This is a genomic window from Nocardia sp. JCM 38205, from assembly GCF_058222935.1.
The window spans coordinates 914,958-936,046 of sequence record NZ_JBYHFL010000002.1 but is presented as its reverse complement, the minus strand read 5'-3'; the positions used below and the strand labels follow the sequence as shown (position 1 = coordinate 936,046).

Annotated in this window: 21 protein-coding genes and 1 tRNA gene; 1 reads left to right on the top strand and 21 read right to left on the bottom strand. The window is 67.3% G+C overall.

What is annotated here, in order from left to right; genetic code table 11:
- Nucleotides 1-237 precede the first annotated feature (237 nt).
- From AC4HOU_RS11180 to rplJ, 14 genes are all read right to left on the bottom strand, one after another.
- Nucleotides 238-1,035 carry a hypothetical protein gene (locus AC4HOU_RS11180; protein WP_228815163.1) on the bottom strand — a complete coding sequence of 266 codons (798 nt, stop codon included), beginning with the start codon at nucleotides 1,033-1,035 and terminating at the stop codon, nucleotides 238-240.
- Nucleotides 1,028-1,234 (bottom strand): hypothetical protein, encoded by a 207-nt coding sequence (locus AC4HOU_RS11175; RefSeq protein ID WP_195020082.1) that lies wholly within the window; start codon nucleotides 1,232-1,234, stop codon nucleotides 1,028-1,030. The genes AC4HOU_RS11180 and AC4HOU_RS11175 overlap by 8 nt, the downstream gene beginning before the upstream one ends.
- Nucleotides 1,231-2,076, bottom strand: coding sequence for a hypothetical protein (locus AC4HOU_RS11170; RefSeq protein ID WP_195020083.1), 846 nt, complete (start codon nucleotides 2,074-2,076; stop codon nucleotides 1,231-1,233). The genes AC4HOU_RS11175 and AC4HOU_RS11170 overlap by 4 nt, the downstream gene beginning before the upstream one ends.
- 457 nt (nucleotides 2,077-2,533) lie before the next feature.
- On the bottom strand, nucleotides 2,534-3,775 hold the full coding sequence (locus AC4HOU_RS11165; protein WP_195020084.1) for an MCE family protein: 1,242 nt from the start codon (nucleotides 3,773-3,775) through the stop codon (nucleotides 2,534-2,536).
- On the bottom strand, nucleotides 3,772-5,001 hold the full coding sequence (locus tag AC4HOU_RS11160; protein WP_195020085.1) for an MCE family protein: 1,230 nt from the start codon (nucleotides 4,999-5,001) through the stop codon (nucleotides 3,772-3,774). The genes AC4HOU_RS11165 and AC4HOU_RS11160 overlap by 4 nt, the downstream gene beginning before the upstream one ends.
- Nucleotides 4,998-6,227 carry an MCE family protein gene (locus tag AC4HOU_RS11155; RefSeq protein ID WP_163810083.1) on the bottom strand — a complete coding sequence of 410 codons (1,230 nt, stop codon included), beginning with the start codon at nucleotides 6,225-6,227 and terminating at the stop codon, nucleotides 4,998-5,000. The genes AC4HOU_RS11160 and AC4HOU_RS11155 overlap by 4 nt, the downstream gene beginning before the upstream one ends.
- Nucleotides 6,227-7,237 carry an MCE family protein gene (locus tag AC4HOU_RS11150; RefSeq protein ID WP_490724455.1) on the bottom strand — a complete coding sequence of 337 codons (1,011 nt, stop codon included), beginning with the start codon at nucleotides 7,235-7,237 and terminating at the stop codon, nucleotides 6,227-6,229. The genes AC4HOU_RS11155 and AC4HOU_RS11150 overlap by 1 nt, the downstream gene beginning before the upstream one ends.
- Nucleotides 7,237-8,316, bottom strand: coding sequence for an MCE family protein (locus AC4HOU_RS11145; RefSeq protein WP_490724454.1), 1,080 nt, complete (start codon nucleotides 8,314-8,316; stop codon nucleotides 7,237-7,239). The genes AC4HOU_RS11150 and AC4HOU_RS11145 overlap by 1 nt, the downstream gene beginning before the upstream one ends.
- Nucleotides 8,313-9,665, bottom strand: a complete 1,353-nt coding sequence (locus AC4HOU_RS11140) for an MCE family protein (RefSeq protein WP_195020088.1) — start codon at nucleotides 9,663-9,665, stop codon at nucleotides 8,313-8,315. Before AC4HOU_RS11140 ends, AC4HOU_RS11145 begins: the two co-directional genes overlap by 4 nt.
- Complete coding sequence (locus tag AC4HOU_RS11135; protein WP_163810089.1) at nucleotides 9,662-10,528, bottom strand: MlaE family ABC transporter permease; 867 nt, start codon at nucleotides 10,526-10,528, stop codon at nucleotides 9,662-9,664. Before AC4HOU_RS11135 ends, AC4HOU_RS11140 begins: the two co-directional genes overlap by 4 nt.
- Before the next feature lie 3 nt (nucleotides 10,529-10,531).
- Nucleotides 10,532-11,326 carry an MlaE family ABC transporter permease gene (locus tag AC4HOU_RS11130; protein ID WP_036540477.1) on the bottom strand — a complete coding sequence of 265 codons (795 nt, stop codon included), beginning with the start codon at nucleotides 11,324-11,326 and terminating at the stop codon, nucleotides 10,532-10,534.
- Nucleotides 11,327-11,461: 135 nt separating this feature from the next.
- Complete coding sequence (locus tag AC4HOU_RS11125; protein WP_280211884.1) at nucleotides 11,462-12,535, bottom strand: ABC transporter ATP-binding protein; 1,074 nt, start codon at nucleotides 12,533-12,535, stop codon at nucleotides 11,462-11,464.
- A 243-nt stretch (nucleotides 12,536-12,778) separates the two neighbouring features.
- A complete protein-coding gene (gene rplL / locus AC4HOU_RS11120; protein ID WP_014353097.1) occupies nucleotides 12,779-13,165 on the bottom strand; it encodes a 50S ribosomal protein L7/L12 in 387 nt (128 codons plus the stop codon).
- Between the two features lie 140 nt (nucleotides 13,166-13,305).
- Nucleotides 13,306-13,833 (bottom strand): 50S ribosomal protein L10, encoded by a 528-nt coding sequence (gene rplJ / locus AC4HOU_RS11115; RefSeq protein WP_014353098.1) that lies wholly within the window; start codon nucleotides 13,831-13,833, stop codon nucleotides 13,306-13,308.
- A gap of 424 nt (nucleotides 13,834-14,257) precedes the next feature.
- Here rplJ and AC4HOU_RS11110 point away from each other — a divergent pair, with 424 nt between their 5' ends.
- Nucleotides 14,258-15,865 (top strand): MFS transporter, encoded by a 1,608-nt coding sequence (locus tag AC4HOU_RS11110; RefSeq protein ID WP_194991154.1) that lies wholly within the window; start codon nucleotides 14,258-14,260, stop codon nucleotides 15,863-15,865.
- Nucleotides 15,866-16,583: 718 nt separating this feature from the next.
- On the opposite strand, the gene rplA is transcribed toward AC4HOU_RS11110, so the two are convergent.
- The 7 genes from rplA to rpmG form a co-directional block, all read right to left on the bottom strand.
- On the bottom strand, nucleotides 16,584-17,297 hold the full coding sequence (gene rplA, locus AC4HOU_RS11105; RefSeq protein WP_036540481.1) for a 50S ribosomal protein L1: 714 nt from the start codon (nucleotides 17,295-17,297) through the stop codon (nucleotides 16,584-16,586).
- Between the two features lie 80 nt (nucleotides 17,298-17,377).
- On the bottom strand, nucleotides 17,378-17,812 hold the full coding sequence (gene rplK / locus AC4HOU_RS11100; protein WP_014353103.1) for a 50S ribosomal protein L11: 435 nt from the start codon (nucleotides 17,810-17,812) through the stop codon (nucleotides 17,378-17,380).
- 185 nt (nucleotides 17,813-17,997) lie between these two features.
- Complete coding sequence (gene nusG / locus AC4HOU_RS11095; RefSeq protein ID WP_163810519.1) at nucleotides 17,998-18,801, bottom strand: transcription termination/antitermination protein NusG; 804 nt, start codon at nucleotides 18,799-18,801, stop codon at nucleotides 17,998-18,000.
- 109 nt (nucleotides 18,802-18,910) lie between these two features.
- Complete coding sequence (gene secE, locus AC4HOU_RS11090; protein ID WP_163810093.1) at nucleotides 18,911-19,294, bottom strand: preprotein translocase subunit SecE; 384 nt, start codon at nucleotides 19,292-19,294, stop codon at nucleotides 18,911-18,913.
- A 33-nt stretch (nucleotides 19,295-19,327) separates the two neighbouring features.
- Nucleotides 19,328-19,400, bottom strand: a tRNA-Trp gene (locus AC4HOU_RS11085).
- 236 nt (nucleotides 19,401-19,636) lie between these two features.
- Nucleotides 19,637-20,698 (bottom strand): fused (3R)-hydroxyacyl-ACP dehydratase subunits HadA/HadB, encoded by a 1,062-nt coding sequence (locus AC4HOU_RS11080; RefSeq protein ID WP_490724475.1) that lies wholly within the window; start codon nucleotides 20,696-20,698, stop codon nucleotides 19,637-19,639.
- 203 nt (nucleotides 20,699-20,901) lie between these two features.
- Nucleotides 20,902-21,072: a 50S ribosomal protein L33 gene (gene rpmG, locus AC4HOU_RS11075; RefSeq protein WP_011211653.1), complete on the bottom strand. Its 171-nt coding sequence runs from the start codon at nucleotides 21,070-21,072 to the stop codon at nucleotides 20,902-20,904.
- Nucleotides 21,073-21,089: the final 17 nt, after the last annotated feature.

The window sequence follows — 21,089 nt, the reverse complement described above, 5'->3', positions numbered from 1 at the left end:
CGCCGTGTCCGGCCACCCTGCTCCGGCCGGGTCCGATTCCGCTGGCTGCGTCGAGAACCACGGTGAGCCGAGTGTCGACTGTGACGGATTACCGCCACGGTGACAGCTGCCGCTGCTGTGAATAGCGTGACGGGTCCGGCGAGACTCGTCAAGTGGCAGCACCGGGTGGACAGTCGGCGAGATCGACTGCCCCGCTGCGCTTATCCCGGCTTCCCGGCCGTCCTGATCAGGCGCTGGTCAACGGTCGACGATGTCCTCGGCCAGCCATCGGCCGTCCACCTTGCGCATCTGCAGCACCACCGGCCCGGCCACGCTCTGCTGCGCGATACCGTCCTTCTCGGCGCTCACCACGAGGTTGACCAGAACCTCGGCGCGATCGCCGGTCAGTTTGGTCACACCGACCGGCTCGACATGCGCTTCGGTGCTGGTCCCGGCCTGTTTGATGGCCGAGATGGTGGTGGCGGCGTAGCTGTCGAGCTCGGCGCGCATCTTGCCGGTGAGCACCTGGGAGACGGCTGCCTGATAGCCGTCGATGTCCTTCAGCTGATACCCGTACACGGTGCGCAGTGCGTGCTCGGCGGCCGCGCGCACCTCCTCGGTGGCGGCATTGTCGACGAACGCGGCGTTGTCGTCGGGAACGCCCGGCCGCAGCGCGGCGACGACGGCGAACGCGGCCAGCGCGAGCGCGGCGAGGCCGCAGGCCAGCGGGAGGGTCCAGGAACGGGCGCGGCCGGCCTGCGGTCGTCGGCGCGGCAGGAAACGGCGCCGGTCCCGTCCGCTCGCCACCGGGCGCGACAACCGGGCCGCGCGGGTGGTCTTGGTGCGGGGCGCGCGGGAGGTGTTCGCGCCGGTCATCGCGGCAGGCCCACGACTGTCCGCACCGCGGGAGCCGGCGCGCGGACCGGCCGCTCGGGCGCCGGAGGCGGCGATACCACGCGATCCCGTCGACGGCGTGCCGGTGCGGCGGACCGGACGCGGCGTGCGTTCGACCGGGCGGCGCGAGGAGATCTTGTTGACGGGTCGGCGTTCAGCCATCGCTGTTCCTCCTGGCACCGGTCGGCAGCTCGGTTCGTGCGGTGAGGCGCGGCGAGGTGCGGCCCTGCGCCATGAACATGCTGGTCGCAGGCTCCCCGCCGGGAGCCGTGGGCATGACCGCGCCCTGGGCGGGCCGCCGTGGCGCGGGGCGGGTCCGTCCGCCGAGGCGGTTGCGTAGATGCCCGGTGCGGAGCCTCACGGGATCTCACCTGCCGGGGGTGCACCGCCCGGGGCGGGCGCATCGCGAGACTCATCCGGAGCGGTGCCCTCACCCTGCCCACTCGGGCCAGGTACATCGCGAGACTCGCCCGGTGCGGCGCCCGCGCCCGGCCCACTCCGGGCAGGCGCGTCGCGAGACTCGTCCGGAGCGGCGCCCTCGCCCCCACTCGGGTCGGGTCCGTGCGCCGGTTCGCCGGGCGGGGCGGCCCCGGGTGCCGCCGGATCGGCGGGGCTGGTCCCCGCATCGTTCAATGGCACCGGCTGCCCGAGCGAGGACACCTGCTCGGCCTTCCAGATATCGCCGTCCTTCGCCATATCGAGGCTCCAGGTGTACCGATACCCGGACGGCTGTTCGCCCGGCCTGGCCTCGGTGACCCGGAGCACCACCAGCGCCGACGCCCGGTCGAGCTCGGAGTTCAACGAGGTCACGGCGGCGCCGAGCACACTCGACTCCATCCGCACCCCTGCCTGCGTCGCCATTGCCTCGGCCTGCTGCTGATGTTCGGTGGCCGAGGCCAGGATCGGCCCCGTCATCGACGAGCGCGCGATCGCCAGCGACCCCGCCACGTCATCGATGTTCATCGAGGTCATATTGATCGCGGCCTGCTGGGCGGCGTCCAGCGCCGCATCGCGCGCCGCCGCCCGCGGGCCATCGGTGAAGTACGCCGCCCGCACCCACCCGGCCCCGAACCAGGCCGCCGCAACCGATGCGAGCACCAGCGCCGCCACCGCCGCCACCGTCACGAACCGCGGCGGACCGGGGCTCTCACCGCCCGCACCGCGCTTGCGGGTCACACCGGCGACCGGACCGTCCACTGTCACGTCCGAATCGGCAGCCGCTTCGCCCCGAACCGCAGCCGCCTCGCCCGAATCAGCAGCCACCTCGCCCCGGACCGCAGTCACCTCGCCCGAACCAGCCGTCGCATCGCCCGGATCAGCAGCCGCCTCGACGGACCCGGCGGCCGCCGATCGGGTCCTGCGGCGCGGCCGACCGCCCCGCACTCCAGCCTCGGCAGCCGGCACTTCGCCAGGACCACGCACCGCAGACTCGGATCCGGCGCCGGGCTCACTACCGGCAGCATCGGCGGAAGGTGATCCACGGTCCATCTCCTGCGCAGATTCGGACCGGCCGCTGGTCTTGCGGCCGCCGAGGTCCGGCGCGGCGCCGTCGGCAGGACGGGAGGGTGGGTTGTCGGCGGAGTCGGGATCGCGGGACGGCGCCCGGGTGTTCTCGGGGTCGGGTGGGTCGAGATTCACTGCGCACCTCGTGTCGTTCGGTTCAGCGTTTCGGGGTCACTCCCAGCAGGGTGGAGATCTGGACGGCGATGGGGGTGAGGTTGAGCTTGTCGGGGTCGACCTTGGGGTTGTCGTCCCAGGGCTGGACGATGAGCGGGTCGGCGAGGTCGGCGCGTTCGCCGCCGCGGACGGCGGTCGGATTGCCGAAGGGCACCGCGCAGTGGGCCTCGGTATTGAAGGGGAACTCGTCGCGGGTGTCGTCGAAGTCCGGGTTCTGCGCCTTCATCCGGTCGAGGATGGCCTTGGTGCCCTCGTAGCCGACGGTGCAGGCGGGCGGATTGTTGGTCTCGAGCACCAGCCCGAAATGGCTGGTGCCGTCACCGGGGGCGGTGGCCGAGGCACCGATGGACAGTTGCGGCAGCATTTGCAGCAGCGGTTTGAGCGCGTAGAACTTCGGCGAGATGGCCAGCAGCAGCACGCGCAGGTTGGCCAGGTCGGTGGTCAGGGCGGCGCCGCTCTCGTCGAGCAGCGCGCCGATTTGCTGACCGGCGTCGGTGCCGGTGCCGATCAGCCTGCGCACCGCCGGATCGCTGGTCCGCAATTGGGCTGCGAGCTGGTCGAGACCGGCGCTGAATTCGCGGATCGCATCCGATTGCGCGGCCTGGGTGCCGAGCGCGACGCGGCCGTCGCGGATGAGCTGCACCGTCTGCGGCAGCGCCTCCCGGAAGCTCTCGGTGAAGGTGTTCAGCGATTCGAGCAGCCCGCGCAGGTCGCCGCCCTTGCCGTCGAGTGCGCGACCCAGTTCGGTGACGGTGGTGCTCAGCGCGGTCAGGTCGACGGTGCTCGCGAGGGTGTCGACGCTGCCGATCAACTCTTCCACCGGCACCGGCGTGGTCACCGAGTCGATGATCGATCCCTCGCGCAGATGCGGTTCGCCCACCGTGTCCGGTTGCAGATCTACATACTGCTCGCCGATCGCCGATCGGTTGGCCACCACCGCCCGCGCCGACGCCGGGATCGGCGGCGAACTCGAATCGATCGTCAGCTTGATCAGCACGCCGTCGTCGGTGAGGTCAACGCCACCGACCCGGCCCACCGGAACTCCGCGATAGGTGACCTCGGCGCCCGCGTAGGCGCCGCCGGTGTGCTCTGCGCGTAGCAGCACCTCGTACTGCCCGAATCCGAGCATGTGGTCGAGCCGGATATAGCGGGCGCCCACGTAGACGACACCGAGCACCGCGATGACGGCGAACGCGATCAGCTGGATCCGCACCATGCGCGTCATCGCGGTCCACCTCCGAACGGTTCCAGCAGGGGCCCGAGCTGCGGCGGCAACCCCGGTACGCCCGGTTGACCCGGCACAGGAAGGACGGCCATGGTCGGCGGCAGCGGGAACAGCGACACCGTCGGCCAGCCGGGCCGCGGCCCGTTGCCGCCGTAGTACGGATTGGACGGGTCGACGTTGACCGGCGGTCCGGTCGGCGGGATGTACACCGGATCGGGTTTGCCGACGCCGAGGTTGCTCAGGGTGACGCCGATCTGCTGATCCACCGACAGCCAGGTATTGACCTGCCCGCCGAAGGTGCCCTCCAGCGTCGAATCCGGGAACGGATAGGTCGGCACGAGCGGCAGCGCGGTGACCAGGTCCGGCGCGGCACGCCCGAGCTCTTGTAGTGCGGGCCGCAGCGCGCGCAGATCGCGGATGAGATCGTCTTTGGCGGTATCGATGACGTCGAACCCGGCCCGCCCCACCCGATCGAGCTGGGCCAGCAGCGCGATCAGCTGCGGCCGCTGTTGTTCCAGAATCCGGATGCCTTCGGGCAGTTCGTCGAGGATCTGATCGAGTTGGCGGGTCTGCGCGGCGACCCGGTTGCTCAGCGTCTCCAGTCCGTCGAGTGCTCTTGTGATGTCATCGACCTGTTCGTCGAGTCCGCCGATGAGGGTGTTCGCCTGCTCCAGCACCGCCCGCACCCGGTCTTCGCGGCCGCCGATCGCCTTGTTCAACTCGCTGACGATCGGCTGCAATTGCGCCACCCCACCGCCGTTGAGCAGCAGCGACAGCGCGCCGAGCACCTGCTCCACCTCGGTGGCGTGCCTGGTGTTGGTCAACGGGATCACCGCGCCGTCGCCGAGTCTCGGCCCCGCATCATCGCCGTCGGGTGCGGACAGTTCGATGAACTTCTCACCGAGCAGATTCGATTGGCGCACTTCGGCCAGCGCGTTCGCCGGCAGATCGACCGAAGAGTTCACCACGGTGGAGACATTCGCGGTCCAGCCGTCCTCGGCGAGGCTGATGTCCTCCACCCGCCCGACCGGTACGCCTTCGACTTTCACCGCCGATTGCGGCACCAGATCCAGCACATCGTCGAACCGGATATCGATGTGCATGGGGTCTGATCCGACGTCCGCGCCGCCGGGCAGCGGAATGCTGTAGATGCCGTCCGACGAGCACGAACCCATCAACAGCCCGGAGACCACCGCGGCCGCCGCGAGCGCCGTCCGCCGCATCATTTCGGACCTCCCTGCGAGGGCGGCAGCCGGTTCGACGGCGTGCCCGGCACCGTCCCCGGCACCGGCGCACGCTGCTGGTTCTCCGCGCTGAGGATGCCGAACGGCAGGATCAGCGTCGGCGTCTGCACGGCTGCCGTGATCTGGTCGGTGATGTGCTTGCAGCGTTCGAGCAGCGGTCGCATCTGCTTGCCGAGCGCCTCGAACTTCGGGTCGCCGGGCATGAGCTTGCTCAGGTCGAGCATCCGGCACATGGCGCCGAACGGGTCTTGCAGATCGGTGAAATTGGCACGCATATCCAGCGTGCCGGATTCGCCATTGTGGATATTGATGAGATTGCTCAACGCCACCGGCAGCACCGGCAGGGCCTCGGCCAGTGCGTCGCGCCGGTCGGCGAGGGTCTGGGTGAGGGTGATGAGCGAATCGGCATTGCCCTGGATCAGTTGCCGATTGGCGTCGATGAACCGGGCGACGTCACCGAGGGCGATGGACAGCAATTCCAGCGCGTTGCCGAGATTCTGCCGTTCCCCGGCCAGGAACGACGACAGGTCGGCGAGCTGGATGTTGAATTGGCGCACCTGCTGGTCGTTGCGGGCCAGCATGGTGATGAACGCCTGCAGGTTCTTCACGGTGTCGAAGATGTCGCCGCGCGAATCCGACAGCGTGCGCGCGGCCGCCGACAGTTCGCTGATGCCGTCGGCGATCGCGGCGCCGTTGCCGGTGAGGTTGCGCGCAGTGGTCCGCACCAGCTGGTCCAGCGCGCCGTCGGCATTGGCGCCGTCCGGGCCGAGCGCTTCGGACAGTTCGGTGATGCTGCGGTAGAGCCGATCGACTTCGACCGGGGTGGCGGTGCGCTCACGCGGAATCGTCGCGGTGCGCTCCATTTTCGGGCCGCCCCGATAGACAGGCGTGAGCTGGATGAAGCGATCCGAGACGATCGACGGCGTGATCTGGGCGGCTCTGGCGTCGGCGGGGATGTCGTAGGAGCGGTCGACGCTCATCACGATCTTCACCTGATCGCCCAGCGGTTCGACCGATTCCACCGAGCCCACCGGCACCCCGAGGATCCGCACATCCGAGCCCTCGTAGATGCCGACCGACCGATCGAAATAGGCGGTGATCGTGGTGGTGTTGAGCCGGTCGAACACCCACCACAGCGCCGCGGCCAGCACCAGCGCGATGACCGCGATCAATGCGATCGCGATCTTGCCGCCCCGCCGCAACGCCATCAGTTGCCTCCCAGCGTGCGCACCGGCGGCCGGTAGCCGGGGATCTCCGGAAGGCCGGGCGGGGTGATGTTGACGATCACCGCGTCGAACCAGCGCCCGGTGCCGAGCACATTCGCGTACAGCCCGTAGAACGGCGCCGCCAACTCCAGGGTTTTGCTGATATTGGCCTGGTTGGCGTTGAGCAGGTCGATCGCGGCCTGCAAATTGGTCAGCGCCGGGCCGATCTGTTTCTCGTTGTCGGCCACCAGCGCACTCAGCTCGGTGGACACGGTCTGGGCGCCCGCCAGCAGCTGCGAGATGGCCTGCTGACGGATATTGAGTTCGGCGAACAGCTGCCCGCCCGAGGTCAGCAGACGCTCGAATTCGGCATTGCGGTCAGCCAGCACCTGGGTGGTTTTCTTCGTCGCGGCGAACAATTTGCGCAGTTCGTCATCGCGTTTGGCCACCGTGGTCGACAACCGGGTCACCCCGTCGATCGCGCTGCGGATATGCGGCGGCGTGGCGGCGAAGGCGTCCGAGAGCACCCGCATGGAGGTGGCCAGCTGGGTGGTGTCGATCTCGTCGAGGGTGCGGGCGGCGTCGCTGAAGGCGTCGATCACGTCGTACGGGGAGACGGTGCGCGACAACGGGATCCGCTCGCTCGGGTCGGCCATCCGCGAACCCTGCGGGTCCAGCGCCAGATACTTCTGCCCGAGCAGGGTCTTGATCTGGATGGACGCCGTGGTCTCGTCACCGATCCAGGTATCCCTGGTGCGGAAATCGACCACCACCCGGTCGCCGTCGAGGCGCACCCCCGACACCGACCCGACCTTGACTCCGGCGACCCGCACCTCGTCCCCGCGATCGAGCCCGGCCGCCTCGGAGAATTCGGCCGAATACGAGATGCCCGCACCGATGATGGGCAGCCGGTCGAGGAAGAACGCCGACATCGTCACCAGCAGCACCATCACCAGCCCGAGCACGCCGATGAAGGCGGGACTGCGCTTGCCGAGTAGCACCCGATCGTCCATCAGCGGCCCCCTTCCCCATGGCAACGCGGCGCGGCATTGGTGTAGAGCGGCTGATTGATCGTCGGCAGGCCGGCGGGCAGATTCAGCTGAGGCGCGTCCGGGGCGCCCGGGCCGGCAACGATGTCGATGCCGCACAGATAGAACTGGAACCAGGAGCCGTAACTGCCGACGCGGCCGAGCTTTTCCATCTTGATCGGCAGCGTCGCCAGCGCCTGATCCACCTCGTCGCGGCGTTCGTTGATCACCCCGGTGAGCTGGTTGATGCCGGCGATGGTGCCCTGCAGCGACGGCCGGGTCGGCACCAGCAGCTCGGAGGTGGCGGTGGCGACGTCACCGAGGGAGGTGACCGCGCGGCCGATCGTGTCGCGTTGCGCGGCCAGCCCGTCCACCAGCGCCGCGGTATTGACCACGAGCTGATCGAACTGGTCCTCGCGGGCGTTGATGGTGTCGAGCACCTCGGTCAGATCGCGCACCAGCTCGCCTATCACCGCGTCCTTGTCGGCGATCTTGTTGGTGAGATTCGCGGTGCTGGCGACCAGGTCGGCGACGGTGCCCTGCTCACCTTGGAAGACCTGGATGATCTCGTAGGACAGCTTGTTGACGTCCTCGGGCTGCAAGGTCCGAAACAGCGGCCGGAATCCGTCGAACAGGGTGGTCAGATTCAGTGCGGGCCGGGTGCGTTCCAGCGGAATCGTCGCACCCTCGTTGATCTTGCGGCCCTGCTCACCGGGACCGCGCTCCAATTCGATATAGCGCTGCCCGACCAGATTGCGGAAGCGGATGGTGGCCATCACCGAGGCGGGCAGCCACTCGCGGTCGGTGAGTTCGAACTTCACCTCCGCCACCCGGCGGTCCACGATCGAAATCCCGGTCACCTTGCCGACGCGGACGCCGGCGATGCGGATCTCATCACCCGGATTGAGCGAGGTGACGTCGGTGAAGCGGGCCTTGAACATGGTGCCGCCGCCGGTGTAGTTCGCGATCGACAGCCCGAGCATCACCGTCGCGAACAGCGTCACCACCACGAAGACCGCGAGTTTGGTGAGCGGCCCGCCCAGACCACGCAGCTGCGCCCTCATCGCACACTCACCTCGCTCCCGCGAAAGGCCGGTGCGGCGATCCTGGTCACCCAGCCCGGCACCTGGTCCGGCGAAACACCCTGTGCGGCACCGTAGATCGCGCCGAGCGCGTGCTGCTCGCCGGGCGAGCCCGCGATGGTCGGCGTGTTCCCGGCCGGGAACACCCCGAACTGCGGTGGCTGCATGGCACCAATCTGCTGATCGCCCGGGTTGCGGCTCGGTGGCTGATAGGAGCCGTCGTTGTTGGGCCCGCCCGGATACTGCCCCGCATCCACACCCAGCGGGAACTCGGGGAAGCAGGCCGGGCCGCGGGTATCGAGCCAGCGCGGTTCGTCCTGGTTGGGCAGATACCGGCCGCGGGTGTTGACCAGCTCGATCGTCACCCGGGAGCCGGGGCGGTCGGTGCCCATGCCCATGATCTCGTCGATCCGCGGACGCATCTTGGCGAAATTGGCCAGCGCACAGGCATAGGTCGGTGAATAGGTGGCCAGCAATTCCAGCGCCGGACGAGCGTCCGCGGCGACATCGATGACGTTGTCGTGGTTGGCGATCAGGAAATCGGCGGTCGCTGCGGAGGTGGGCGTCAGCGTGGCCAGCAGGACGTCGATATCGGTGCGGCGCTGCACGATGGTCGCGTTGGTGGTGCGCAGTTTGTCCAGCGCGTCGATGAGCTGCGGTGCGGCGTCGGCGTAGGTGATCGCGGTCTCGGCGAGACTGCGCAAACCCGCACGCAATTCGGGCAGCACCGCGTTGACGTCGGTGAGGATGACGTCGAGCCGGTCCAGCGTCGTACCCAGCTCCTCCCCCTGCCCGGCCAGCGCCTGCGACAGCGCGCCGAGGGTCGCCGCCAGATCCTGCGGCGGGATCGCCTGCAACAGCGGCAGCAGATCGTCGAGCAGTTTGCTCACCTCGACGGCATTGCCGCCGGCATCCTGATGCAGCGTCACCCCCGACGTCAGATGCTGCGGGCTCGGATCCTCGGGAATCAACAGATCGACATACCGTTCGCCGAACAACGTCTTCGGCAGCAGCCGCGCGGTCGAGTTCACCGGAATCTGCTCCGCGCGCGCCGGATCGATCGCGAGCTCGAGGGTCACCTGGCCGCCCTCGGCGCGGCTGGAACGCACCTCGCCGACGGTGACGCCACGCGCCTTCACATCGGCGTTCTTGGTCAGCGCATTGCCGACGCTGTCGGTGATCAGCCGGACATCGACCGAGTTCACGAACGTCTTGTTGTAGATGGCCACCGTCGTCCACAGAAACAACGCGACCACCACGAAAAAGGCGATGCCGAGCAGCCGATTGCGCACCTTGGCCGTCGACCGCCACCACTGCACCCGGCTGCTCATCCGGCCACCCGCACCGTCGTCGTGGTGCCCCAGATCGCCAGGCTCAGAAAGAAGTCCAGCACATTGACCAGCACGATCGCCGCTCGCACGGCCCGCCCCACCGCCACCCCGACACCGGCGGGCCCTCCGGTGGCGTGGAAGCCGTAATAGCAGTGCACCATGATGATCACGAAGGCGAATACCAGCACTTTGAGGAACGAATACAGCACGTCCTCTGGTGGCAGGAACAGCCCGAAATAGTGGTCATAGGACCCGCTGGATTGGCCGTTGAACCAAATGCTGATCATCCGCGAGGCCAGAAAGGTCCCGAGCAGACCGACGACGTAGAGCGGGATCACCGCGAGAAATCCGGCGATCACCCTGGTCGTCACCAGGAAGGGCACCCCGGGCACCGCCATCACTTCCAGCGCGTCGATCTCCTCGGAGATGCGCATGGCGCCCAATTGCGCGGTGAAGCCACAGCCCACTGTCGCCGACAATGCGAGCGCGGCCACCAGCGGCGCGATTTCCCTGGTGTTGATATAGGCGGTGAGGAATCCGGTGAGCACCGAACTTCCGAGCGAATCGAGCGCCTTGAAACCCTGGAGTCCGACCACCACGCCGACCGAACCGGACATGAACACGATGACGCCGATCGTTCCGCCGATCACCGCGAGCGCACCGCTGCCGAACGTGACCTCGGCCAGCAGCCGCATGACCTCCTTGCGGTAATGCACCGCGGTGCGCGGAATCCAGGCGATCGCACGGGAATAGAACGACATCTGCTCGCCCGCGCGGTCGATGACGTTCAGCGGCGCGCGTGCGGCCTCCCCGGCCCGGCGGGCCGTTTTCGCGAGGGCTGGATTGCGGTAGCGGACAGCCACCGGTCAGGAGCCCTTTGCGGGAACAATCTGCAAATAGATCAAGGTCAGCACCAGGTTCACGAAGAAAAGCACCAGGAACGTGATCACCACTGATTGATTCACCGCGTCGCCGACTCCTTTCGGTCCCCCGCTGGGATGCAGCCCCTTGTACGCGGCGATCACGCCCGCGATCAGCCCGAAAACGGCGGCTTTGATCTCACCGATCCACAGATCGGGCAGCTGGGCCAGCGCCGAGAACGACGCGAGATAGGCGCCCGGTGTGCCGCCCTGCAACAAGACATTGAAGAAATAGCCGCCGGCGATGCCGACCACCGACACCAGCCCGTTGAGCAGCAGCGCCACCAGCATCATGCCGAGCACCCGGGGTACGACCAGCTTCTGCACCGGATCGACGCCGAGCACCTCCAGCGCGTCGATCTCCTCGCGGATGGTGCGCGAGCCCAGGTCGGCGGCCACCGCGGAGCCGGCCGCGCCCGCGATGATCAATGCCGTCACCACCGGCGCCGCCTGCTGCACGGTCGCGAGCACGCTGGTCGCGCCGGTGAACGATTCGGCGCCGAGCTGTTTGATCAGTGAGCCGGTCTGCAACGCCACGACCGCGCCGAACGGAATCGCCACCAACGCGCTGGGCAGAATCGACACGCTGGCGATGAACCAGGATTGCTCGATGAATTCGCGCCATTGGAAGGGCCGGCGAAATACCTTGCGCGCCACATCGAGAAACAGCGCGAAGATCTTCCCGGCCTGAGCGAACCCGGACTCGACCGGAGTCCGTAAACGCGCGAGCGTTGGGTTCACGAGGGCCGATGTTACCTGCGTTACACCTTGCGACAGTCCCGCATAACCGCCGTGTCGCGGGGTTTATCGGCGACCAGGCGCCGAAAAGACGAATACCGCGCCGGTGATCCGGCGCGGTATTCGAGGGGGTGTGGTCTACCTGTTCGGAGTCTGGTGATGCGGCACGGTGGCGTCGTACGGGCCACCCTGCGAGAGCTGGGCGGTGTCGTAGGACATCACCTGGGTGTCATCGTTCTCCTCCAGCGACTGCTGGATGGCGACCTGCGCGGCGTGCGGCAGGGTGTGCATGATCTCGCGCACCCGCTGCTTGCGGCGGTGCACCGCCTGGCGCACCGGCATACCGGGCTGGGCCTTCATCTGCGGGATGATGCCCTCGATCTCCTCGGCGCCGCCGTGGTGGTGACCGGCGTCGACCATGGCCTGCTCGCGGGCCATCTGCGCCTCGTCCTTTTCCTCCGACATACCGATCGGGCCGATCATGCGGCCGTTGAGGAACTGCTTGACCACCGGCTCGTCGGAGGTGAGCAGCACCTCGCGGGGGCCGAACATCACCAACTGGCGGCGGAACAGCATGCCGATGTTGTCGGGCACGGTGCGGGCCAGGTTGATGTTGTGGGTCACGATGAGGATCGTGGCGTCGATCTGGGCGTTGATGTCGATGAGCAGCTGGCTCAGGTAGGTGGTGCGGACCGGGTCCAGACCGGAGTCGGGCTCGTCGACCAGGATGATCTGCGGGTCGAGCACCAGCGCGCGGGCCAGGCCGGCACGTTTGCGCATACCGCCGGAGATTTCGCCGGGGAGCTTGTACTCCGCGCCGAGGAGACCGACCATCTCCATCTTCTCCATGACGATCTTCTTGATCTCCGACTCCGACTTCTTCGTGTGCTCACGCAACGGGAAGGCGACGTTGTCGAACAGATGCATGGAGCCGAACAGTGCGCCGTCCTGGAACAGGACGCCGAACAGCTTGCGGATCTCGTAGAGCTCCTTGTTGGAGCAGGTGGTGATATCGGTTCCGTCGATGTAGATCGAGCCGCGCTCGGGGCGCAGCAGACCGATCAGCGATTTCAGAAAGACGGACTTACCGGTACCGGAGGGGCCGAGCAGCGCACTGACCTCCCCGGCGGGCAGGGTGATCGAAACGTCCTGCCAAATCCGCTGGGAACCAAAGGACTTGGTAATGCCTTCGGTCCTGACCTCGACGCCCACGCCAACCTCCACATTTCTCAGCGAGCCGCCCCACCGGCGAACCGCGGGCTCGACCTCGCGGTGTGTCACGTCACAGTGGGTTCGGTCACTCTATCGCATGGGCATGTCGTCGCACACCCCAACCTGACCGAAGAGTAACCCCCGAACGGTCCGGTTATTCGGCCGACCCCGGCAGGTGGCCGGAGAACACGAACGGGCGGCCCCAGGAAATGGGACCGCCCGTTACGGCGTTTCGCTCGGAAATTACTTGACCGAGACCGAGGCGCCGGCCGCTTCCAGCTTCTCCTTGGCGGCGTCGGCAGCGTCCTTGGCGACCTTCTCCAGGATCGGCTTCGGGGCACCCTCGACCAGGTCCTTGGCTTCCTTCAGGCCCAGGCCGGAGACGATCTCGCGGACCACCTTGATGACCTGGATCTTCTTGTCGCCGGCACCCTCGAGGATGACGTCGAACTCGTCCTGCTCGGACTCGGCCTCGGCGGCACCACCGGCAGCGGCGCCACCGACGGCGGCGACGGCGACCGGAGCAGCAGCGGTGACCTCGAACTTCTCCTCGAACTTCTTGACGAAGTCCGACAGCTCGAGCAGGGTCATGTTGCCGAAGGTCTCGAGCAGTTCGTCAACGTTGGCCATTGTTGTTTCCTTTCGGTGGATGATGTCTGGGTCGGACGCGGATCGCGCCCGTTTGATTTGCGGCGTTCACGGGGCCTGCGTGGTTACGCTCCGCTTCCGCCTCCGGCCCCTGAGCTCACGCCGCGGGGGTTTGGTGGCGCTTATTCGGCGCCTTCGGCCCGCTTCTTGTCCTCGAGCGCGGCGGCCAGGCGGGCCACCTGCGACGCGGGAGCGTTGAACAGGCCTGCGGCCTTGGCCAGGTTGCCCTTCAGCGCACCGGCCAGCTTGGCCAGCAGCACCTCGCGGGTTTCCAGGTCGGCGATCTTCTCGACCTCGGACACGGACAGCGCGTTGCCGTCCATGTAGCCGCCCTTGATGACCAGCGCCTTGTGATCCTTGGCGAAGGTCTTGAGCGCCTTCGCCGCGTTGACCGGCTCGCCCTGGATGAAGGCGATAGCGGTCGGTCCGACGAACAAGTCGTCCAGGCCCTCGACACCGGCCTCGGCGGCAGCCCGCTTGACCAGGGTGTTCTTGGCGACGGAGTACGTGGCGTCGGCACCGAGCGCGCGGCGCAGTTCGGTGAGGGCACCGACGGACAGGCCACGGTATTCCGTGACGACGGTGGCCGTCGAGCTCTTGAACTGCTCAGCGATCTCCGCGACCGCGGTGACCTTCTCGGGTTTTGCCATACTTCGCCTCCTCTCTGATGTCGGTTCGGACCCGAACTACCGACCTGAGGTGGCGAAACAACAAACGCCCCGGACGCAGAGCGTTCCGGGGCGCAATAGGATGAACCGATCCGGGCCGGGGCCCGTGGTCGACTCCCAGCCTCGGCTCTCCCTGCGTGGGCCGCCGGCTGATGCCGGACCTTCGACCGAACCCATGCGGGAACGGCGACCAACGGTCTTCGGTAGAACGGATTGGGTAGCGATCGAACACGTCGATAACTTCGCTTCAGAGTACCGGTAGGTCCCCCATCTGGCAAAACGGGGTCCACTGAGCCCGCGAATCAGTCAATTTCAGTGTCGTGCATCACATTCGACCCGCAAGGTGAGCAGGATCGCAGAGCATAAGTGTTACTTGAAGTAACGGTTACTACATACGCTGCTCGCCATGACAACCTCACTAGTCGATCCACCGGTGCTGCTGGAACGACGTGCGCACCGATTCCTCGCGCTCGCGGTGATCTGCCTCGCCGAACTGCTCGTCGTACTCGACAACACCATCGTCAATGTGGCCCTTCCGTCGATCGGTGTCGAACTGTCCACCGGCGTCAGCGGCCTGCAATGGGTGGTCGACGCCTACACCCTCACCTTCGCCGGCCTGCTGTTGGCCTTCGGCAATCTCGGCGACCGCTACGGGCGCCGCCGGGTGATGATGATCGGCCTGGTCGGCGTCGGTGCGATGTCGGTGGTCGGTGCGCTGTCGAGTTCGCTCGACGGTGTCATCGCCGCCCGTGCGGCCATGGGGGTGTTCGCCGCCGCGGTGTTCCCGGCGACATTGGCGCTGATCATCAATATCTTCACCGACCGAAGGGAACGCGCCCTTGCCATCGCGGCCTGGACCGCCATGGCCGGCTTCGCCATCGCGATCGGACCCATCTCCGGCGGCTGGCTGCTCGAGCATTTCTCCTGGCACTCCGTCTTCTGGATCAACGTGCCGGTGGCCCTCGTGGCCTTGATAGCCACCGTGTTGTGGGTGCCGGAATCACGGTCGGCGGAGGTCGGCAGGCTCGACCTGGCGGGCATCGCGTTGTCCATCGCCGGTATCACCCTGCTGGTGTGGGCCATCATCGAAGCCCCGCGCTATGGCTGGCTCTCGGCGACGACGCTCACCGCGGCGGCCGGTGGCCTCGCGCTGCTCGCCGCGTTCATCGGCTGGGAATTGCGCACCGGCGCACCGATTCTCGATATGCGCCTGTTCCGCAACCGACGATTCTCGCTGCCCGCCCTTGCCATCGCGGTCGGCTATTTCTCGATGTTCGGCTTCCTGTTCCTGATCACCCAGTATTTCCAGGGGGTTCGCGAATACACACCGCTCGAATTCGGTATCGCCTCCTTGCCTTTCGCGTTCTCGGTCGCGATCGGCGCGCCCGTCGCCACCCTGCTCGCGCAACGCCTCGGCACCACCCCGGTCATCGTGTTCGGCTTGCTGCTCACCGGGCTCGGGCTCTATCTCGGCGGTCAGGTGACCGTCGACAGCGGCTATCTCACCGATGTGCTGCCGTCGATGGTGTCGATGGCACTCGGCCTGGCCATCGTGCAGGGGCCCGCCACCGAATCGATCATGTCGTCGCTGCCGTTGAACGAGGCGGGCGCCGGCTCCGCGGTCAACGACACCACCCGCGAATTCGGCGGCACGCTCGGCGTGGCCGTGCTCGGCTCGATCGTCGCCTCGTACTACACGACGAAGGTGGCGCCGCTGATCGACCGTGTGCCAGGAACGCTGATGTCGGACAACGAGAAGGACTTCGCGAAGTCGACCCCGTTGAGCGTGCTGGAGATGCGCAAACGGGAATTGACGCCGTTCTTCGACTCGCAGCGCGAGAACATCATCACCGCGATGAAGACCGCCTGCTTGGAAGGCTCACATGCCGCCTCGCTGGTGGCCACGGGCGCGGTGGTGGTCTGCGCGGTGATCGTCGCGATCTTTCTGCCCTGGGGTGTGCCGGAGGGTGATTCGGTGCTGCTCGGCTGGCGCGGGAAGGCGGAGTCGGACTGAGCGGACCGGTCGGCAGGTGTGGGTGGCCGGTGGGTTCTCCCGGCCGGCCTCCGTCACCGGAGTCTGGTTACTTGCGGTGCCGCCCGGCACGGGTGCCGGCAGAACCGGAGTCATCGTCGCGGTGACTGTCCTTCGCACTGTCGTCGCTGGATCGTTCGCCGATTCGGCGGGGTTTGGGCAGGCGCCGGTGTCCGGTGGCTCCGGCGTCATCGCCGGACCGCTTCCGACGCAGCTCGTCGAGATCGACGACGCTACCTGCCCGACCGGTGCCGGGTGAGTCGGTCGGGCTCGCCGACCACGAGCCGACCGGCCACGCTCCGGTTTCGCCCTGCAACTCCGACCGCAGGACCGGCCTGGTCGGCGCCGGGTCGTACGACGCGCCGAATTCCGGACGCCACGTTTTCGGTGGAGCGGCCTCTGCCACCCGCCGCGGGCGCCGCGGGAGTGGAACGACCTTCGAGGACCGCTGGTCCGGTACTTCCTGATCCGACATCGAGCTAGCAGCCGCCTGGTGCCGCGACATCGGCCGGCGCACCGGGCCGATGTCTGATCCTTGTGCTGAGTCCGTCGCTCACACCCCTATTCTCTCTCAGCATCCGCGCGACCGCAGAATCGGTCGCCGCGGCCCGCTCGGCGGCCGGGGCGTAGGGCCGGTGAACGCCGAAACGGCGGGAACGCAGATCGCGTTCCCGCCGTTTCGGTGGTGCTCAGGTGCTGCTTACGCGTCCTCGTCGAGGAGGTTGCGGGTGCGGTTCGGGTCCACCGGGATGCCCGGTCCGGTGTTCGTCGAGACCGTCACCTTCTTGACGTAGCGGCCCTTGGCGGTCGACGGCTTCACACGCAGGATCTCGTCCAGCGCGGCGCCGTAGTTCTCCACCAGCTTGGCATCGTCGAAGGATGCCTTGCCGATGACGAAGTGCAGGTTGGCCTGCTTGTCGACGCGGAAGTTGATCTTGCCGCCCTTGATGTCGTTGACGGCCTTGGTCACGTCGGTGGTGACCGTGCCCGTCTTCGGGTTCGGCATCAGACCGCGCGGGCCGAGGACACGCGCGATGCGGCCGACCTTGGCCATCTGGTCCGGGGTGGCGATCGCGGCGTCGAAGTCCAGCCAGCCGCCCTGAATCCGCTCGATCAGATCCTCGGCGCCGACGGCGTCCGCACCGGCGGCCTCGGCCTCGGCGGCCTTCTCGCCGGCCGCGAACACGATGACGCGGGCGGTCTTACCGGTGCCGTGCGGCAGGTTGACGGTGCCGCGGACCATCTGGTCGGCCTTACGGGGATCCACACCGAGACGAACGGCGACCTCGACGGTCGCGTCGGTCTTGGTGGTGGCGGTCTCCTTGGCCAGCCGCGCGGCGGCCAGCGGGGAGTAGAGCTTGGTGCGATCGACCTTCTCGGCCGCGGCGAGGTACGCCTTGCTTCGTTTTGCCATGTTTTCTCTGTCCTTAGCTGTGGTTCAGAAGTGGTTATCGGGCCTGGCCGGCCCTCCCACCAGTTGCAGGGAGCTGACGCTCAGCCCTCGACCGTGATGCCCATCGAACGAGCGGTGCCCGCGATGATCTTCGCGGCCTGCTCGATGTCGTTGGCGTTCAGGTCTTCCTGCTTGGTCTTGGCGATCTCGCGCACCTGGTCCATGGTCACGGTGGCGACCTTGTTGCGGTGCGGTTCGGCCGAGCCCTTCTGCACGCCTGCGGCCTTGAGCAGCAGCTTGGCGGCGGGCGGGGTCTTCAGCTTGAAGTCGAAGGTCCGGTCCTCGTACACCGAGATCTCGACCGGAATGACGTTGCCACGCTGCGACTCGGTCGCGGCGTTGTACGCCTTGCAGAACTCCATGATGTTGACGCCGTGCTGACCGAGCGCGGGGCCGACCGGAGGGGCCGGGTTCGCCTGGCCGGCCTGGATCTGCAGCTTGATGATCCCGGCGAGCTTCTTCTTCTTGGGGGGCATCTTTCTTCCTTGGTTTCGGTTCCTTACGGTTGCCGTAAGCCTGTCGCGGGCGCGAACCCGCAGCCGGGCACGCCCGGCACCGCGCGACGAATCCGGTAGTACTGCACCGGCTCGCGCGCGAACCCTGACACCTTACCGGGATCGCCGCGCGCGCGATCATGTGGGGCCGGTGCACGGCCCCTTGATCAGATCTTCGCGACCTGGGTGAACGCCAGCTCGACCGGGGTTTCCCGTCCGAAGATCGACACCAGCACCTTGAGCTTCTGCTGTTCGGCGTTGACCTCGGAGATGCTGGCGGGCAGCGTCGCGAACGGGCCGTCCATGACGGTGACCGACTCGCCGACCTCGAAATCGACCTCGATGACCGGCTTGGCGACGGCCTCGGTGGCGGCTTCCTGAGTGGCCGAGGCGGCAGCGGCCGCGGCGGCCGGCGCCTTCTTCTGCTGCGAGGCGGGCACCAGGAACTTCACCACGTCGTTGATGGTCAGCGGCGAAGGCCGGGAGGTCGCGCCGACGAAGCCGGTGACGCCGGGGGTGTTGCGCACCGCGCCCCAGGACTCGTCGTTCAGTTCCATGCGGACCAGGATGTAGCCGGGCAGCACCTTGCGGTTGACGTTCTTGCGCTGGCCGTTCTTGATCTCGGTGACCTCTTCGGTGGGCACTTCCACCTGGAAGATGTAGTCCTCGAGGTCGAGGTTCTGCACACGGGTCTCGAGATTGGCCTTGACCTTGTTCTCGTAGCCCGCGTAGGAGTGGATGACGTACCACTCGCCGGGCGCGCGACGCAGCGCGGCCTTCATCTCCTCCACCGGATCGGCCGGGGCCTCGTCGATGGGGGCTTCCTCGGCAGCGGCGGCCTCGTCAGCGGGCGCGGATTCGTCGACGGCCACGGACTCGTCGGCGGATTCCTCGACGGAGCCGGCGGCCGACTCGGCCACCGCGTCGTCGACCGGGAACTCGTCGTTTGTGTCGTTCTCCGGGGTGCTCACTGGGGCACTCGCTTCCTGTGTCGTCACGTAAATCCTCTGCGTGCCGGGGCCGGACACGGTGAAAATGGTCCGTCCGTCCCGTCCCGGGGTCGGCTTCCGGCGGCGTTCGTTAACCGAACAGCCAGTCGACACCTTTGACGAACGCCACATCCAATCCCGCGATGAACGCGACCATGAAGACCACGAACACCAGAACAACGCTCGTATAGGTGACCATCTGCTTCCGGTTGGGCCAGATCACCTTGCGCAGTTCCGCGATCACCTCACGCAGGAACTTGATCAAACGCTTGAACGGATTGCCCGGCTTCTTGCGTTCGGCCCGATCGGAGGTCTTGGCTGCCTTGCGCGGGCGGTCGATCGTGGCGACCGCGCCGTTATCGGCCGACGAGGACGACGAACCGGTGCGGGCCCGCCGGGCGGACCGCTTGCCGCTCGGCCGACTCGCCGCGGCGGTGCCATCGCCGTCGTCGCGAGTGTCCCGCTCGTCGCTCACGTCAGAACCCTCTCTCATCGCTGGCATCCAGGGCAGGGGCGACAGGACTTGAACCTGCAACCTGCGGTTTTGGAGACCGCTGCTCTGCCAATTGAGCTACGCCCCTTCGGCTGGACGGTGGTGCTGATGCCCAGCCACATGTGCTGTATTCAGTTGTCCTGGTGCCACACAACACGCGCGCCGCTCCGGCAGTTGCCGGCCCCGTCAGCGGAAGTTCCGGAGCTGGGCTCCGGGCCGCCTGGAACCAGCCTTGCAGAGCAGCGCGCATCGGCTGGTGACCCCAGAAACCCGAGTGTACGTGAAGACCGGTGGCATTAGCCAATCCGGCCCCCACGAACCAGGTCAGGACAGCTGCACGGTGGCGGTCGCGCGCCCGAAGATCTTGCGGCCCGCCGACTTCGCGACGAGGGCGACGACCGCGGTCTTGGTCTCGGGATCGACCGATTTCACCTTGCCGGTGAACTCCACCTCGGCCGGTTCGTCCACACCCACGTAGACCGGGCTGGTGAAGCGGACGTTGTACTCCTTGACCGCACCGGGATCGCCGAGCCACGAGGTGACGAATCCGCCGCCGAGGCCCATGGTCAGCATGCCGTGAGCGACGACGTTGTCCAGGCCGACGAGCTTGACGACCTCGTCACTCCAGTGGATGGGGTTGGCGTCGCCGGACACACCGGCGTAGTTGACCAGGTCGCCCCGGGTCAGCCGGACGGTGCGCGGGGGCAGCTCGTCGCCGGCGCTGATCGAGTCGAAGGCGATGGCGTGCTTGCTCGGCGCGACGTCGGGAGCGGTCGGCACCGGCGCGGGCGCCGAGGTGGGCACGGTGCGCGGGTGATGCTGCGGGGTCTCCTCGCCGAGGCCGTGCATGAGCACGTTGCGAACCGCGCCGGCCAGGTTCGGGTCGATATCGCCGCCGCTGCGGCCGATCAGCGTGGTGTAGGTGGTGAGCACCAGCTCGTCGCGCTGATCGGTGACGATGTTCTTGGTGACGATGATGTCGCCGCCGAAGGCCTGCCGGAACGAGTGCAGGTAGACGTCGCAGGTCAGCTGGTCGCCGACCTTGATCGGCCGGTGGAATTCCAGGATCTGGTCGGTCTGCATGATCTGGCTCAGGTCGTAGCCGGTGACGACCTCTTCGAACAGCTTGCGCTGAGCCAGGATCCCGACCAGGGAGATGAAGGTCAGCGGCGCGAGCAGGCCGTCGTAGCCGTACTCCTGCGCGACGTCTTCCTCCCAGTGCACCGGGTGGTAGTCCTGCACGGCGCGGGCGTATTCGCGGACCTTTTCGCGGCCGACCTCGTAGTAGTCGTCGACGCGGTAGTGGTGACCGACCATGGCCGCCGCGTGTTCGGCGGGGTCGAAACTCTCGCCCGTCGCGACCGCTTCGTCTGTACCGGTGTTCATTGTCACGGGAGGACTGTACCTATCTGACCCCGTCTGCGGAGTCGGTGGAGCGTAGACCACCGCTGGCCAGATGCACCGTGCCAACGCAGTCGGGCCGGACGCGAGGTCCGGCCCGATGCTTGTGTCACGGCGGTTGTGTTCCGGCTGGTGCCGGAATCGAGGTCCCGGCGCCGATGCACGCGGTAGCTACACGCGTGGTTGGCTCAGCGGGACTCGCGGTGCGCCCGATGCGTGCCGCAGTTCGGGCAGAACTTCTTCAGCTCCAAGCGGTCCGGGTCGTTACGCCGGTTCTTCTTGGTGATGTAGTTGCGGTGCTTGCACTGCTCGCAGGCCAAGGTGATCTTTGGCCGGACATCGGTGGACTTCGCGGCCACGATATGCCTTCTTTCCG